Origin of the sequence: Rhodococcus koreensis (assembly GCF_017068375.1) — a bacterium.
Taxonomy (GTDB): domain Bacteria; phylum Actinomycetota; class Actinomycetes; order Mycobacteriales; family Mycobacteriaceae; genus Rhodococcus_F; species Rhodococcus_F koreensis.
The window spans coordinates 3,519,342-3,534,173 of record NZ_CP070609.1; the positions used below are offsets into that span (position 1 = coordinate 3,519,342).

The following is a 14,832-nucleotide window of genomic DNA, read 5'->3' on the forward strand; positions in this document are numbered from 1 at the left end:
GTGCGCCACCCCTCGATCGATACCCGGGGCGAGGGTCGCGGACCGCTGCCGCGTAACGCGCGAACAGTGGTGATTCGCTACGCCGATTCGACGCTCTCGCGCTCGGCAGCCGCCGGCACGGACTCGACGACCAGATCGTCGATCGCAGTGGCTTCGCGTGACAGGTCCGACCGGGCGAACGTCGCGAGGATCAAGCTCGACCATTCGACGCTCGGCCGGGTCGCGTGGTCGTAGACCGCCAGCAGCAATTCGTCCTTGTCGCGGAACAGCCGGTACGGAATCGTCGCATCGACCTTCAGTTCCACGCCGAGGCGACGCATCGTCAGCCCCGCGGCGCCGTCACGCTGAGCGAGTTCGAACGCAGCCTTCACACGACGAATTGGACAACGCCGCATTCGCCGCGGCCGAGGCCGTTGCCGCAGCGTTGGCCTGAACGGTCACTGCGTCTCACCGGCCGGGCCCATTCCGCCGTCAGCCGCCCGGACCGCCCGTTCGGCAGTGATGGGGGTACGCGTTCGACAAATTGCGTAGCTCGTCTTGCCGCAGTTCGACGCCGTGCGTGAACGCGCTGATCGATTCCAATCGAACACGAAGACCCGGGGTACCCGCCTCCCTCTCGGCCGTACTGGTTGTTGTTCATCTGTATAGTGGCGGTGAGAAGAGAAGAGGTGGGTATGGAGCCCTTGGTTGATCCACGTGCCAGCGATGCGGACCTGACGGCGAAGGCCCGCATTCGTAATGCGGCGCTCGATCTGTATTCCCGTGACGGGGAGGATCGGGTGTCGATGCGGGCGGTTGCCGCGGCCGCGGGGGTCACGGTGGGGCTGGTGCAGCACCATTTCAAGACCAAGGCGGGTATCCGAGATGCCGTCGAGCAGTTGGTCATCGACTATTTCGCGACCGCGATCGCGGGAGCCGCGAGCACGGGATCGCCGGCGGAGGTGGCGTCGGCACGCGACGAGGCGGTCGGCCGGATGCTGGAGGCGAATCCGACTGTCGTGAACTATATTCGGCGCGCACTGCTCGATCCGGCCGGCCCGAGGGGTCGTCTCCTCGAGCGTCTGACCGACCTCACGTACGCGGAGATCACGAAGTTACGGGACTCCGGTGTCGCCTCGACGAAGAAACGCGACAGCGTGCAGGTGATCGAAGTTCTGGTGCGCCAGCTCGGGCAGCTGTTTCTCGCGCCGATGATCAACACGATGTGGGAGCAGTTGGCCGGCCCGGACGCGCCGGTGGAGGATCGGCCGGTTCTGGTGGTGGGGATGGAGGATCCCGATCCGGCTTCGTGACCTCGGCCGGGCCCGCCGGTCACGCGATTACGGCAGACATCAGTGCGGGTGCACCCTCGGGGTGCACCCGCACTGTCGTTCCGGCCGGGGGGACCTCAGCCGAGCCGTTCGATGATGGTGACGTTCGCCTGGCCGCCGCCCTCACACATGGCCTGGAGTCCGTACCGCCCGCCGGTGCATTCGAGTTCGTGCAGCAGGGTGGTCATCAGCCGGGTGCCGGTCGCTCCGATCGGGTGGCCGAGGGCGATCGCGCCGCCGTGGGGATTGAGCCGTTCGGGATCTGCTCCGATGTCGTGGAGCCAGGCCATCGCGACGGGCGCGAAGGCCTCGTTGACCTCGTAGGCGTCGATCTGGTCGATGGACAGGCCGCATCGGACCAGGGCCCGGCGGGTCGCCGGGATGGGGGCGGTGAGCATCATGATCGGATCCGCTCCCAGCACGCTCATGTGGTGCACGCGGGCGCGCGGTGTCAGGCCGAATCTGTTCACCGCCGACTCGGAGGCGATGAGCATGCCCGAGGCACCGTCGCTGATCTGGCTGGATACCGCGGCGGTCAGCCGGCCCTGCGGGGTCAGGGTGGGCAGTGCTGCCATCTTCGCCGCCGTAGTGTCCGGGCGTGGGCACTCGTCCACGGCCACGCCGTCGAAGGGTTCGATTTCGGCGTCGAAGTATCCCTGCTCGAGGGCGTGCACGGCCCGGCGGTGGCTTTCGAGGGCGTAGGCCTCCATCGCGGAGCGGTCGAAGTTCCATCGCCGGGCGATCAGTTCGGCGCCCCGGAACTGGGAGATCTCTTCGCCGCCGTACCGGGCGGTCCACGTCTTCGAACCCGAGTACGGATCGGTGGCACCGTACGGTTCGCCGGCCGTGACGGACGACATCAGCGGGATCTGACTCATGTTCTGGACGCCGCCGGCCACGACGATGTCCGCGGTCCCGCTCATCACGGCCTGCGCCGCGAAGTGCACCGCCTGCTGGGAGGACCCGCATTGCCGGTCCACGGTGACCCCGGGCACCGACTCCGGCAGTCCGGCCCCGAGCGCCGCGATCCTGGCGATGTCGCCGGACTGTGCCCCGATGGTGTCCAGGCACCCCAGGATCACATCGTCCACCATGGCTGGGTCGAAATCGTTGCGCCCGATCAGTGTTCGGATGACATGCGCCGCGAGGTCGACCGGGTGCGCGCCGGCGAGGCCACCCCCGCGTCGGCCGACCGGGGTCCGAACCGCGTCCACGATGTATGCCTGTGACACGTGCTGCTCCTTCGTTGCCCGGGCGTCGTTACCGCGGTGCCATGCGGATGGCGCCGTCGAGGCGGATGGTTTCGCCGTTGAGCATCGGGTTGGTGACGATCGCCTCGACGAGCTGGGCGTATTCGCTGGGATCCCCGAGTCGGCTGGGGTGCGGGACCTGGGCGCCGAGGGACTGCTGCGCCTTCTCCGGGAGGGTGGCGAGCAGCGGGGTCTTGAACAGGCCGGGGGCGATGGTGTTCACCCGGATCTGCAGTGACGCCAGATCGCGGGCGATGGGCAGGGTGGCCCCGACGACGCCGCCCTTCGATGCGGAGTAGGCGGCCTGCCCGATCTGCCCGTCGAACGCGGCGACCGAGGCGGTGTTCACGATGACTCCGCGTTCACCTGCGACAGGCTCGTTCTGCGCCATCGCGTGGGCGGCGAGGCGGATGACGTTGAAGGTTCCGGTGAGGTTGACCTTGATGACGCGCTCGAACGCGTCCAGTGGGAACGGCCCGTCCTTGCCGACGGTCTTGATGGCGTTGCCGATTCCGGCGCAGTTCACCACGATCCGCAGTCCGCGATCGATATTGGCCAGCGCGACGGCGTCGGTGACCGCGGCGTCGTCGGTGACGTCGGCGGGCACGAATTGCACGGACTCCCCCAGCGCGGTGAGATCCGCGGGGTCGGCGGACGGCAGGTCGAGCGCGATCACGCGGGCGCCGGACTTCGCCAGCGCGGTGACGGTGGCCAGACCGAGGCCGGATGCGCCGCCGGTGACGAGGGCGGTGGTGCCGGAAATGTTCATGGGTGTACTCCTGTGAAGTGATGCGGGGACGAACGAGATGGGTGAGTCAGAGGGTGCGGGCGATGAGGTCTTTCATGACCTCGTTGGTGCCGCCGTAGATCTTCTGCACGCGTGCCGCGGTGTACATCTGGGCGATCGGGTATTCCATCGTGTAGCCGTAGCCGCCGAAGATCTGCAGGCAGCGGTCGACGATCTCGCACTGCTTCTCCGATCCCCACAGCTTGGCCATCGATGCGGTCGCGGCGTCGAGGGTGCCGTCGATGGCCCGTTGGATGCAGTGGTCGATCAGTGTCTTGCCGGCCAGGACCTCCGTCTTGCATTCGGCCAGCACGAATTTGGTGTTCTGGTAGTCGAGGACCGACTTGCCGAACACGGAGCGGTCCTTGGCGTAGCGGATGGCCTCGGTGACGGCGGCTTCGGCCATGGCGACGCCGGTGATGCCGATGCTCAGCCGTTCCCGTGGGAGTTGCTGCATCAACTGGTAGAAGCCCTGGCCCTCGACGCCGCCGAGGAGGTTGCCGACGGGGACACGCATGTCGGTGAAGAACAGTTCGCGGGTGTCCTGTCCGTGCTGACCGATCTTCTGCAGGACGCGACCGCGTTCGAAGCCGGGCAGGCTTTCGGTTTCGGCGACGAGCAGCGAGATGCCCTTCGCTCCGAGGGAGGCGTCGGTCTTGGCGACGATGATCAGCAGATCGCAATGCGAGCCATTGGAGATGAACGTCTTCGACCCGTTGATCACGTAGTCCTCGCCGTTGCGGATGGCGGTGGTCCGCACCGACTGTAGATCCGATCCGGTGCCGGGTTCGGTCATCGCGATGGCGAGGACCAGCTCACCGGTGACCAGTTTCGGCAGCCACCGCGCCCGCTGCTCGTCGGTGCCGAACGCGGAGATGTAGTGGGCGGCGATCGTGGAGTGCACCCCGAACCCGAACGCGGAATCGTGGGCGAACGTCAACTCCTGCTGGACGACGGCCTCATGGCCGAAGTTGCCGCCGCCACCACCGAATTCCTCCGGAAGGTCGAGGCACAGCAGTCCCGCGGCACCGGCCTTGTTCCAGAAGTCACGGTCGACCTGGTGTTGCGCGGCCCACCGTTCCTGGTGGGGTGTGCATTCCTTGTGGAAGAACTCGGCGGCGTGCTTCCGCAGCACCTGCTGGTCGTCGTTCTCCCACGGGGAGCGGTAGTCGGGAAATAGTTCAGACATGACGGGCTTCTACTTTCCGGTGAAGGCGGGGGCGCGTTTGGCGAGGAACGCGGACTGCCCCTCGTGACAATCCGCAGACCGTACGGCGATGTGGAAGTTGCGTTTTTCGTGTTCGAGGCCCTGGCTCAGTGACGTCTCGAGTGCGCGCAGAGCGGCGTCCTTGGCCAGCGCCACCGCCAGCGGGGAATTCTTCGCGATCCGCTGTGCGAGAGCAACGGCGTGCGCCCGTGCCTCACCGTCCGGGACCGTCTCGGCGATCAGGCCCGCGGCGCAGGCTTGGTCTGCGGTGCGGAAGTCACCGGACAGCAACATCGCCATGGCCTTTGACTTTCCGACCGCACCGACCAGACGCTGGGTGCCCCCGGCGCCGGGGATCACTCCCAGCTTGACCTCGGGCACTGCGAATTTCGCGGATTCACCCGCGATGGCGATGTCGCAGGCGAGGGCCAGTTCGCACCCGCCGCCCAGCGCCAACCCCTCGATGGCGGCGATGACGGGTTTGGGGAAGGTCGCCAGGTCGGACCAGAACGTGCCCCCGAACTCCTCCCGCGCGCCGAGCAGCGCGGCGTCACGAAGAGTGTCGAAGCCGGTGATGTCGGCTCCGGCGCAGAACGTTCCGCCTGCCCCGGTGATGATCACCGCGCGAATGTCGTCGTCGTGCCGGAGGGCGCGCAATTCTGCGGCCATCGCGGCGAGCAGATCGTTGCTCATGCTGTTCTTCGAGCCGGGGCGGTTGATCTCGAGGATGGCGATGCCGCCCTGCCGGGTGGTGACGAGAATTGCCGGTGTTTCAGTCACAGGGTGTCCTTGTAGATGTCGGCGTGCGCGGCGCGCATCACCTTCTTGTCGAGCTTGCCAACGCTGGTTCGGGGCAGTCGGTCGCAGAAGACGACCGTGTCCGGCAGCTGCCACTTGGCGAACGACCCCGTGAGGAGGGCGTGGATCTCCTCGATCGGCAGGTCGTCGCCGTCTGTGGTGACGACCAGCGCCACGGGGCGTTCCTGCCAGCGCGGGTGGTGGACGCCGACCACGGCGGCTTCGGCGACTTTCGGGTGGGCGGTGATCGCGTTCTCCATGTCGATGGACGAGATCCATTCGCCGCCGCTCTTGATGACGTCTTTGATGCGGTCGGTCAGTTTCAGGTAGCCGTGCGCATCGATCTTGCCGACGTCTCCGCTGCGCCAGTACCCGTCCTGGAAGCGGTCGCCGTCGTCGTCGAGTTTGTGGTAGCGCTCGATGATCCAGGGTCCGCGGAGCAGGATCTCACCCTGCGCCTGTCCGTCGTGCGGCAGGTCGTTGCCGTCGGCGTCGACGATCCGGATGTCCACACCGTTGACCGGAAGACCCTGCGAGCGTTTGAGATCCCACTTCTGCTCGTCGGTCAGCGTGGTGCGCAGCGACGGCTTGATCGCACCGTTTGCGGTGACGAACGGCGTGGTCTCGGTGGCGCCGTAGCCGTGCAGGATGTCGGCGCCGGTCAGGTCGTGGAAACCGCGCATCATCGACAGTGGCGGCTCGGTGGCACCGGAGAGCAGTTTCGTCCGCCGGAAATCGGGTTTGACGTCCAGGGTCCTGATGTAGTCGAGCATCGGCTCGAAGATCGCCGGCGCGCCGTTGGCGACGGTGACCTCTTCGGCGATCATCTCGTCGACCAGCACCGAGGTGTCCTCGGCCATGTACCGGCCGGGAAGCACGATCTTCGCGGCGCTGTAGGTTCCGGTCTGCGGCAGCCCCCAGGACTGTCCGTGGAACATCGGGGTGATGAGCATGACGGCGTCGTCCGCGCTCATACTCAGCGCTGCCGCCTGACTCATGGTGTGCAGGTAGATGCCGCGGTGCGAGTAGTAGATCCCCTTGGGCCGCCCGGTGGTTCCGGTGGTGTAACACGCACTGTAGGTGGCGTGTTCGTCGATCATGGGCCAGTCGTACACCTCGCTCGCGTCGGCCATGAGGTCCTCGAAGTGGTGGACGTTCTCGAGCGTGGTGCTGATCTGCGACATCGGCTTGTCCGACATCAGCACCCAGCCCTTGACGTTCGGTGCGTGTGGGGCGAGGGCTTCGGCAACAGGGAGCAGTGACTCGTCGACGAAGATGAACCGTGCGTCACTGTGACCCACCACGTAGGCGAGGTCTTCGGGTGACAGCCGCAGGTTCATCTGCAGCATTGCCGCGGCGATACCCGGGATCGCCCAGTACAGCTCGTAGTGCCGCTTACTGTTCCAGTCCAGGATGCCGACCATGTCGGCCGGCCCGATCCCGAGCCACGTCAGGACGTTCGCCGCCCGCTGGACCCGCCGGTAGGCGTCGGCGTAGGTGTAGCGGTCCCAGCCGCCGTCCGCGGTGCGGAACACGATCTGCTGTTCGGGGTACGTGCGGGCCGAGTGCCGGATCAGGGTGGTGGTGTTCAACTGGTAGTGGTCGCCGTGCGTGGACGGTAGACCTTGGATGATCGCGCTCGTCATCACTGCTCCTCAGATCCGTTCGATGATGGTGGTGTTGGCGGTGCCGTTCGCCTCGCAGATGCTCTGCAGCCCAACCGATGCGCCGGAGCGCTCGAGCTCGCACAGCAGGTCGGTGAGCATCCGGGCGCCGGTTGATCCGAGGGGATGGCCGATGGCGACCGATCCGCCGTTGACGTTGAGCTTGTCGTCGGGGACCCCGAATTCCTGTGCGAACATCATCGGGACTCCGGCGAAGGCCTCGTTGACCTCGAAAAGGTCGATGTCGTCGACCCCGAGACCGGAGAACTCCAGAGCCTTGCGGGTGGCGTCGAGGACCGCGGTGAACTGGATGACCGGATCGGCGCCTGCCACCGACAGCGCGCGGAACCGTGCCCTGGGCGTCAGTCCGTGGCGTTCGGCGAACGCGCGGTCGGCGATCAGCAGGGCGGCGGCACCATCACTGAGCTGCGACGAGTTCGCGGCGGTGGTGCGCCCGTCGGCGGCGAACACCGTCTTCAACGATGCCATCTTGTCGCGGTCGAGGTGCTCGCGGATGCCCTCGTCACTCTCGACGAGCGTGCTGGCCGCATCGTCGGGATTTACCCGCATCGGTACCAACTGCTCGCGGAACTTCCCCGCCCGGGTCGCGGCGAGAGCGCGCCCATGGCTGCGGGCGCTGAAGGCGTCCAGGGCAGCCCGGCTCAGGTCGAATTTTTCGTTCATCAGCTCCGACGACGGGCCCTGCGCCACGAGGGCGCCGCCGTAACGGGCGAGTTCGCGCGGGCTGTAATGCGGTCCGAGCGGTGCCCCGGGCACCATCGCGGCCGGCATCGGCACCTGCGACATCGACTCGACACCGCAGGCGATCGCGAGATCGTAGGAGCCCGCGAGCACGCCCTGCGCGGCGAAGCTGACCGCCTGCTGACCCGAGCCGCACTGCCGGTCGACGGTCACCGCGGGCACCGACTCCGGAAATCCGGCGGCGAGCACGGCGTGCCGGCCGATGTTGCCCGCCTGTTGTTCCTGCTGCAGAACACAACCGGTGATCACGTCGTCGATCTGGGCGGGATCGATGCCGGTGCGCTCGACCAGCGCCCGCAGCGTCTGTCCGAGCAGGTCGACCGGGTGCCAGGCGCTCAACGCGCCGCCTCGCCGCCCGACCGGGGTGCGGACGGCGCCGACGATCACGGCTTCACGAACGGTCATGCTGGTACTCCTTGTCCAGGTTTCTGAATTCCGATGAGCGGTATGTCGACCCGCTCGGCGAGTTCTTCCCAGTCCTTGCTGGTCCGGGTGGCGAAGATGCGCTCGAGTTCGTCGCGTTCCCCCGCGACGCCCAGGGCGCCGAGGGTGCGGGACCAGAAATGCGGTTCGAGCGCCGCGAGGGCGATGTGCCCGTCGGAGGTGGCGTAGATGCCGTATCCGGGAACGGCGCCACCGAGCGGTGTCGACGAATGCCCCATCAGGCCGTGGCGCACCGCGGCGCCGGCATCGGCTGCCGCATCCGCGAGGATCACACGGTAGCTCTCGCCCCGACGGGGTTTCGACGATGCACCGAGAGCGAGGAGCGCTGCCGACACGGCACGTTCGGCGCCGAGCAGGTCGGCGACGGGAACGGTGGGCATGAGCGGCGGCTGCAGTGTGCCGTTCACCGCCTGGTAGGTCAGGTCGTGACCGGGCAGGTCCTCGAGTGCGCCGTCGTGGCCGACGATCTCCACGTGCGCGAGCCGTGGGTGCACCGACTGCAGTTCGGTGAGCCCGAGTCGGCGCAGCGCGGAGGGCCGCATGGCGGTCACCAGTAGGTCGGAGCCGGCCAACTCGGTATCCAGCCGTTCGCGCCCCGCCGGATCCTTCAGATCCACTGTGAGAACCTGCTGGCCCTGTGTGAGTTCGCGATACCACTGCGGGGACGCGCTGCGGAGCGGATCACCCTCGGGCGGTTCGATCTTGGTGACCGCCGCTCCCATCACCTGCAGGCGGGCGACGGCGAGTGGTCCCGGCAGATTCACGGCAAGTGTGAGGACCCGTACGCCCTCGAGCGATTTGGATTCGAGCATCAACATTCCCTTCGTTGCTATACAACTGTATCGGAAAATATCTGTTTGTAAATAGAACTGGTCAGCGGTATCGCATCGCGCCCTCGTCGCGGGAGCTCGGGGTGCGCCGTGCCTCAGGCTTTACATCTGAATGTTTTTCTATACAGTCGTATAGGATAATGAAGTGTCGTGATCATCGCCGTTCAGCGAACTTCGTTGCGCCAGACCACAATCATCACAACTTAGGAATCAGTCATGAGCTATGCCCGCACAGCAGGTCCTCGGCCCGTCCTGGCCGACAAGTTCGGCCTTCGGGACAAGGTTGTCGTGATCACCGGGGCGTCGTCGGGGCTCGGGGTCGCGTTCGCCGCGGCATGTGCCGAGGCCGGTGCGGACGTGGTGGTCGCCGCACGGCGCGCACCCCTTCTGGAGGACACCCTCGCCACGGTGACCGGCACCGGTCGCAGCGGCCTCGCCGTGGCCGCGGACGTCACGGACGCCGACGACTGTCACAAGGTGGTCGGTGCGGCCGTGGAGCGGTTCGGGCGCGTCGACGTGCTGGTCAACAATGCCGGCATCGAAGACCACGCCCCCGCGTCGCGGCTGTCGTTGGCCGAGTTCGAACGGGTCGTCGCGGTGAACCTCACGGCATGCTTCTCGATGGCTCAGGCCGTCGCCCCGGCGATGGCGCCTGGCTCGTCGATCGTGAACGTGGCCAGCGTCATGGCGCACACCACACTCGACGCCCCCACGACGGCGTACTCGGCGTCGAAGGCAGGGCTTCTCGGTCTCACCCGGTCACTCGCGCGACAGTGGTCGGGGCGCAAGGGAATTCGAGTCAACGCACTGCTCCCGGGGTTCTTCCCCTCGGAGATGACCGACGGCATGCCCACCGAACTCATCGGTCCCCGACTCGTCATGGGCCGCCTCGGTGACCCCGCCGAACTCGCCGCGGCGATGGTCTTCCTCGCCTCCGACGCCAGCAGCTACATGACCGGAAGCCAGCTCGTGGTGGACGGCGGGTTACTGCTCTCATGAGTTCCCCGATCAACGAGCGGCCGATCGTCGTCGCCGGCGTATCCACCCGAGTGCTCGAAGTCGACGGAGACGGGCCGCCGATCCTGCTGCTGCACGGCTTCACCGACTCGGCGGACTCGTGGCGCCCGCTCCTGCAGGAGTTCGCGAGCCGGGGCCGCCGCGCAGTGGCGGTCGATCTGCCCGGCAGCGGTCGCGCCGATCGGCTGGCCCGCCCGGCGTTGCCCCACCACGACGCGTTCGTCGACGGGTTCGTACGTGCCTACGCCGAACGCGGCGATGTGGTTGTGGTGGGAAACTCGCTCGGCGGCCTGCTCGCGCTGCGCGCGGCCGCCCGCAGCGAGGTGCCCCTCGGCGCCGTGGTCGGCATCGGGCCGGCAGGCCTGGCCTACGGCTGGCGACTGCGGTATCTCACGACGGTCCTGCGTTGCCTGGATCCGATGCTGCAGTTCGTCGACCGAGCACCCGTGCCCGCGGCGCTGATCCGCCGCGGGGCAGCGCGGTTCTATGCGCGCGGCCTCGCCGCAGGCCGCGCCGAGTCCGGGCTCGCGCTGCGGTACGCGGAGCACGTCCACGGCATGCGTGATGTGGGCAGATTGCGCAGCGATCTGCTCGCGCTGAGTCGGGAGAGCGATCACGACCCCCTGCGAACCGACCGGATCCGCCTACCGGTCCTACTGATCTGGGGCCGCGAAGACAAGCTGGCCGATCCGAACAGCGCGCCGGCCTTCCTGGCCACGGTGCCCACGGCAACACTCGAGACTCTCGACAACTGCGGCCACTGCCCGCAACTCGAGGAACCGGGCCGCATCGCCGACCTGATCCTGTCCACCCCCTGCAACCAACCGACACCGAAAGCAGACAGCTAATGGGCTCGACCCCGACCGCGAGCAACATCGATCGCGTCATCGCCACCATCGTCAACGGCATCGAGGTCGCCAGGTACGGCGGCCTCAAGACCGAGGAGGAGCCCGCACCGCACGACGTCGTGGCACACGAACCGGTGTACCGCCTGCGGCACTACTACCCGGACTCGCCGGCCGGGCTTCCGCCGGTCGTCCTCGTGCCACCGCTGTCGCAGGTTGCCGTCGTGTGGGACATTTCGCCGCAGACCAGTGCGGTCGCGATGCTGCGCGAGCAGGGCCTCGACCCGTGGGTGGTCGACTTCGGAGATCCGGCGGTCGAGCCGGGCGGCAACGAGCGCACGTTCGGTGACCACGTACTCGCCGTCGCCGACGCGGTGCAACGGGTCCGGCAGGCCACCGGTCGGGACGTGCATCTCGTCGGGTACTGCCAGGGCGGCATCTTCTGCTACACGGCGACCGCGTATCTCGGCAATGCCGGTGTGGCGAGCGTGATCGCGCTGGGCAGCCCGCTCACGACCCTCGACATCGACCGCGTCGTTCCACAGGACCTGTTCTGGGGCATCGTCGGGCTCGAGAGCAAGATCATCGGCAAGACCGGCCTTCCCCGATGGTTCGTCACACAGCTGTTCAACTGGTCGAGCCCACACCGCAACATCCGCAACGACATCGAGTTCCTGCTCGCCCTGCACGACCGCGAGTCGCTGCTGCCACGCGAACCGCAACGCAAATTCCTCAAAACCGGTGCGTGGATCAGCTGGTCCGGTCCCGCACTCGTCGAACTGCTCGAATTGCTCGCGGACAACCGCCTGGTCGAGGGCGGCGTCGTGATCGGTGACCGCACCGTCGGATTCGCAGACATCACCTGCCCGATCCTCACCTTCGTCGGGGAGGCCGACTTCCTGGCACCGCCGACGACGGTGCGCGCGGTCCGGCGGGCGGCACCCAACGCCGACATCCACGAATGCACCCTGCCGGTCGGACACTTCGGGCTGCCGGTCAGCTCGCATGCCAAGCAGAAAACCTGGCCCGGCATCGGTGCGTGGGTGCGCTGGACGAACGGCGAGGGTGACCTGCCGGACTTCATACAGGAACTCGAGTCGTCCTCCGACGTCGAGGCACCGGCCCCACGCGGAAGCATCGCCGGACTGACCTACGGCGCCGGTCTCGTCGCCGGAACCGGGTTCAACCTCCCCGCCGCCCTGTCGCGCGCCGGGAAGCACCTGGCCACCACGGTCGTCGAGCTGTCGAGGGAAGCGGCCGCTGCGGCGCCCCGCCTGGTGCGGCTCGAATCGATGGGTCCGCGCACCACGATCTCCTACGGTGCGCTGCTCGACGACCTGGCCCGCTCGCGCCCGGACAAGGTGGCCTTCCTGTTCGCCGATCGCGTGCACACCCACGCGGAAACCAAACAACGCATCGACAGCGTCGTCTGCGGGCTGGTGTCGGCGGGTGTCCGCAAGGGCGAGCGCGTCGGAGTGCTCATGCACACCCGCCCGAGCTCCCTCGTCGCGATCGCGGCCCTCAACCGCATCGGTGCGGTCACCGTGCTGCACCGCCCGGGGCACGACCTTGCCGAAGAGATACGGCTCGGGCACGTGACGAAGATCCTCGCCGACCCCGAGCACGCGGCGACCGCGGCAACGACCGCGCTGCCGGTGTTCGTTCTCGGCGCAGTCCACGAAGACCGCGACATTCCGTCCGGCGCAGTCGACCTCGAGCAGGTCGATCCCGACCGCGTGCGCCTGCCTGCCTGGTACCGGGCGAACCCGGGGTGCGCCGGCGACGTCGCGTTCGTCCTCTTCGGCGGCGCTGAGGAGCAGACCCGCGCCGATCTGATCACCAACGGCCGGTGGGCGACCTCCGCGTTGGCGGCCTCGACCGCGTGCGCGTTGACCCCGGGCGACACGATCTACTCCAGCAGCCCACTGCACCACCCGACCGGTCTGCTGCTGGCGACGGCCGCCGCAACCGCATCCGGTGCCCGCGTGGCACTGATCGACGAGTTCGACCCCGACACGTTCTGGTCCCAGGTACGCCGCAACCGGGCCACAGTGGTGACCTACACCCGCGACATGCTCGAACCGCTGGCCGACGCGCCGGAGCGAATCCGGAAGAACCATCCCATTCGGCTCTTCGTCGGCTCGGCGATGCCGGCCGACCTGTGGCGGCGGGTCAGCGACCGGTTCGGATCGGTCGGTGTCCTGGAGATGTACGCCTCGACGCGTTCGGACGCAATCCTCGGCAATGTCAGCGGTCGCAAGATCGGTTCGGTGGGCAAGCCGCTGCCGGGAACGCCACGGGTGTGCGTCGTCGAGATGGAGGACGGCCGGATCCGCACCGGCGAGGACGGCTACGCGGTGCCTGCTCGGCCGGGACAGGTCGGCCAACTGCTCGTCGACGCCTCGGGGAAGATCTTCGCCGGCAACGACATCGCGCTGCGCGGTGTGTTCGACCGGGATGACGAGTGGATGGCTACCGGCGACCTGTTTCGCGTCGACCGGGACGGTGACTTCTGGTTCGTGACCTCGATTCCCGGCGCCACCGAACAACCCGAAGCGTGCCTCCTCGAACTCCGGGCGGTCGAAACGGCGTCGGCACAGTGACCGCGCGATGGGGAACTGGCAGCGAAACACGTCCCAGGCTCGGCAAGTCCGGTAACCCGCCGACTCGACGCCGTGGCGGCAGCCGGACCTCTTCCCGCGGCAGCACCGCGGGATCTCGCAGCGTCGATCAGTACCGCCCGTTCGCCGGATTGTCGCCGTCGACCACCACCCTCGCCGCGAGTTGCCGCCGGAGGAGGTTGAGCGCCGCGTGCTGGAGGAGGAGTACGGCCTCGACGTTCGTCCCGAGGACGCGCGCCACCTCGACGGCCGGGAGGCGGTCCGCGAGCCGGAGTCGCAGCACGGTCCGGTGGTGGTCGGGGAGGGAATCCATCAGGATCGCGGCCCCGGCTGCCTCCTCGTCGTCGATGGTCACGACAGGCCTTTCTCTCGGATCGCACCACTGTCGCCGACCCGATGTCCCAGGTGGAAGGGACCGGCGTCCCGATCGTCCGGGATCCTGAGACACGGCTCCGACGGCCGGCCCGACGCTTTACGCTGAATGTCATGGCCGCTCTTCGTGCGGAGTGGATCAGAATCTGGCGCAACCCGGCAGACACGCTCGCGACCGTTGCGTTCAATGCCGTCCTGATGATCGGGGCCTGGTTCCTGCTGCCCCGGAGTTGGTTGTTCGAGTGGACCGGGCCGTCGGGTTTCGCGCTCGCCCTGGCGGGCTGGATGTACGCCGACGTCACCGCCACCAACGTGCTGGCGCCGGACAGTGAGCGGGTTCTCGCCGCACTCGACGACCGAGACGCGCTGGGTGCGATGCTCGGCGCCAAGGCGGTGGCGCTGTGGATGCTGATCGCCCCGATCTGCGCGACCATCGCGATCGTCGTGGGCTTCGCCGAGCAGGACTGGCTGTTCACTGCGGTGGTGGTGGTCGCGGTGGCGCTGTGCCCGTTCGGTGCGCTCGCCGGGTCGAGTCTGGTCGGGGTGTACTTCCCGTATCACCAGCGGCCGCTGCGCTGGCGATGGGAACAACGTGCCCGGTGGCGCACCGTCGTCGTCCGGTGGCTGATCCTGCTGGTGGTGCCGTACGGGGTGTTCCCTGCGTTCTCGGCGGCGATCGCCGTCGTCCCGGTCGTGCTGTGGCGCCTCGTGCGTCCGGCCGACGTGCACTCGCGGATGGGTACCGCGGACTTCGCGCTGTGCGTCGTCCTCGCCGTCGTCATCTCGGCGCTGATGTGGGCGGTGGCGCGTCGAATCGCCCTGTCACGCATACAACGCCACGCGCCGTTGGCCGTCTACCTGCGTGACCGAGACAGGGGCTGAGCCGGATCTGTCGCGGGTCCCTGCCTACGTGAGTGCCGATGCG

14 protein-coding genes are annotated in these 14,832 nt (G+C 67.8%); 5 read left to right on the forward strand and 9 right to left on the reverse strand.

Annotation, left to right across the window (positions count from 1 at the left end):
* Positions 1–77: 77 nt before the first annotated feature.
* Entirely contained in the window at positions 78–371 is a 294-nt protein-coding gene (locus JWS14_RS16250) for a TetR family transcriptional regulator (protein WP_241031366.1), read from the reverse strand.
* Between the two features lie 303 nt (positions 372–674).
* Here JWS14_RS16250 and JWS14_RS16255 point away from each other — a divergent pair, with 303 nt between their 5' ends.
* Positions 675–1,292 (forward strand): TetR/AcrR family transcriptional regulator, encoded by a 618-nt coding sequence (locus JWS14_RS16255; protein WP_072944470.1) that lies wholly within the window; start codon positions 675–677, stop codon positions 1,290–1,292.
* Between the two features lie 95 nt (positions 1,293–1,387).
* Here the strand turns inward: JWS14_RS16255 and JWS14_RS16260 are convergent, their stop codons facing one another.
* Genes JWS14_RS16260 through JWS14_RS16290 form a run of 7 tightly spaced genes read right to left on the reverse strand, consistent with a single transcriptional unit; the run spans position 1,388 to position 9,034 of the window.
* The gene (locus JWS14_RS16260) at positions 1,388–2,542 is read right to left on the reverse strand and encodes an acetyl-CoA C-acetyltransferase (RefSeq protein WP_206013788.1); all 1,155 of its coding nucleotides are present in this window, start codon (positions 2,540–2,542) and stop codon (positions 1,388–1,390) included.
* A 28-nt stretch (positions 2,543–2,570) separates the two neighbouring features.
* Positions 2,571–3,329 (reverse strand): 3-hydroxyacyl-CoA dehydrogenase, encoded by a 759-nt coding sequence (locus JWS14_RS16265; protein WP_206013789.1) that lies wholly within the window; start codon positions 3,327–3,329, stop codon positions 2,571–2,573.
* 46 nt (positions 3,330–3,375) lie between these two features.
* Entirely contained in the window at positions 3,376–4,536 is a 1,161-nt protein-coding gene (locus tag JWS14_RS16270; RefSeq protein ID WP_206013790.1) for an acyl-CoA dehydrogenase family protein, read from the reverse strand.
* Positions 4,537–4,545: 9 nt separating this feature from the next.
* The gene (locus tag JWS14_RS16275) at positions 4,546–5,334 is read right to left on the reverse strand and encodes an enoyl-CoA hydratase/isomerase family protein (protein WP_072944463.1); all 789 of its coding nucleotides are present in this window, start codon (positions 5,332–5,334) and stop codon (positions 4,546–4,548) included.
* Complete coding sequence (locus JWS14_RS16280; RefSeq protein WP_206013791.1) at positions 5,331–6,998, reverse strand: long-chain-fatty-acid--CoA ligase; 1,668 nt, start codon at positions 6,996–6,998, stop codon at positions 5,331–5,333. Before JWS14_RS16280 ends, JWS14_RS16275 begins: the two co-directional genes overlap by 4 nt.
* Positions 6,999–7,007: 9 nt before the next feature.
* Entirely contained in the window at positions 7,008–8,183 is a 1,176-nt protein-coding gene (locus JWS14_RS16285) for a thiolase family protein (RefSeq protein WP_206013792.1), read from the reverse strand.
* Positions 8,180–9,034: a CoA transferase gene (locus JWS14_RS16290; protein ID WP_206013793.1), complete on the reverse strand. Its 855-nt coding sequence runs from the start codon at positions 9,032–9,034 to the stop codon at positions 8,180–8,182. The genes JWS14_RS16285 and JWS14_RS16290 overlap by 4 nt, the downstream gene beginning before the upstream one ends.
* A gap of 234 nt (positions 9,035–9,268) precedes the next feature.
* Here JWS14_RS16290 and JWS14_RS16295 point away from each other — a divergent pair, with 234 nt between their 5' ends.
* Genes JWS14_RS16295 through JWS14_RS16305 form a run of 3 tightly spaced genes read left to right on the forward strand, consistent with a single transcriptional unit; the run spans position 9,269 to position 13,517 of the window.
* A complete protein-coding gene (locus JWS14_RS16295) occupies positions 9,269–10,051 on the forward strand; it encodes an SDR family NAD(P)-dependent oxidoreductase (protein WP_095861775.1) in 783 nt (260 codons plus the stop codon).
* The gene (locus tag JWS14_RS16300; protein WP_206013794.1) at positions 10,048–10,917 is read left to right on the forward strand and encodes an alpha/beta fold hydrolase; all 870 of its coding nucleotides are present in this window, start codon (positions 10,048–10,050) and stop codon (positions 10,915–10,917) included. Before JWS14_RS16295 ends, JWS14_RS16300 begins: the two co-directional genes overlap by 4 nt.
* Positions 10,917–13,517 carry an AMP-binding protein gene (locus JWS14_RS16305; protein WP_206013795.1) on the forward strand — a complete coding sequence of 867 codons (2,601 nt, stop codon included), beginning with the start codon at positions 10,917–10,919 and terminating at the stop codon, positions 13,515–13,517. The genes JWS14_RS16300 and JWS14_RS16305 overlap by 1 nt, the downstream gene beginning before the upstream one ends.
* A gap of 127 nt (positions 13,518–13,644) precedes the next feature.
* Here the strand turns inward: JWS14_RS16305 and JWS14_RS16310 are convergent, their stop codons facing one another.
* Positions 13,645–13,890 carry a sigma factor-like helix-turn-helix DNA-binding protein gene (locus JWS14_RS16310; protein ID WP_206013796.1) on the reverse strand — a complete coding sequence of 82 codons (246 nt, stop codon included), beginning with the start codon at positions 13,888–13,890 and terminating at the stop codon, positions 13,645–13,647.
* Positions 13,891–14,021: 131 nt separating this feature from the next.
* Between JWS14_RS16310 and JWS14_RS16315 the strand changes: the two genes are divergently transcribed.
* Positions 14,022–14,789, forward strand: coding sequence for a hypothetical protein (locus JWS14_RS16315; RefSeq protein ID WP_206013797.1), 768 nt, complete (start codon positions 14,022–14,024; stop codon positions 14,787–14,789).
* Positions 14,790–14,832: the final 43 nt, after the last annotated feature.

Excerpts from the sequence above, each read along its gene's own strand:
- JWS14_RS16265 (WP_206013789.1), bottom strand. The coding sequence starts at position 3,329 with ATGAACATTTCCGGCACCACCGCCCTCGTCACCGGCGGCGCATCCGGC.
- JWS14_RS16270 (WP_206013790.1), bottom strand. The coding sequence starts at position 4,536 with ATGTCTGAACTATTTCCCGACTACCGCTCCCCGTGGGAGAACGACGAC.
- JWS14_RS16255 (WP_072944470.1), top strand. The coding sequence starts at position 675 with ATGGAGCCCTTGGTTGATCCACGTGCCAGCGATGCGGACCTGACGGCG.
- JWS14_RS16300 (WP_206013794.1), top strand. The coding sequence starts at position 10,048 with ATGAGTTCCCCGATCAACGAGCGGCCGATCGTCGTCGCCGGCGTATCC.
- JWS14_RS16290 (WP_206013793.1), bottom strand. The coding sequence starts at position 9,034 with ATGCTCGAATCCAAATCGCTCGAGGGCGTACGGGTCCTCACACTTGCC.
- JWS14_RS16315 (WP_206013797.1), top strand. The coding sequence starts at position 14,022 with ATGGCCGCTCTTCGTGCGGAGTGGATCAGAATCTGGCGCAACCCGGCA.
- JWS14_RS16285 (WP_206013792.1), bottom strand. The coding sequence starts at position 8,183 with ATGACCGTTCGTGAAGCCGTGATCGTCGGCGCCGTCCGCACCCCGGTC.
- JWS14_RS16305 (WP_206013795.1), top strand. The coding sequence starts at position 10,917 with ATGGGCTCGACCCCGACCGCGAGCAACATCGATCGCGTCATCGCCACC.
- JWS14_RS16280 (WP_206013791.1), bottom strand. The coding sequence starts at position 6,998 with ATGACGAGCGCGATCATCCAAGGTCTACCGTCCACGCACGGCGACCAC.
- JWS14_RS16295 (WP_095861775.1), top strand. The coding sequence starts at position 9,269 with ATGAGCTATGCCCGCACAGCAGGTCCTCGGCCCGTCCTGGCCGACAAG.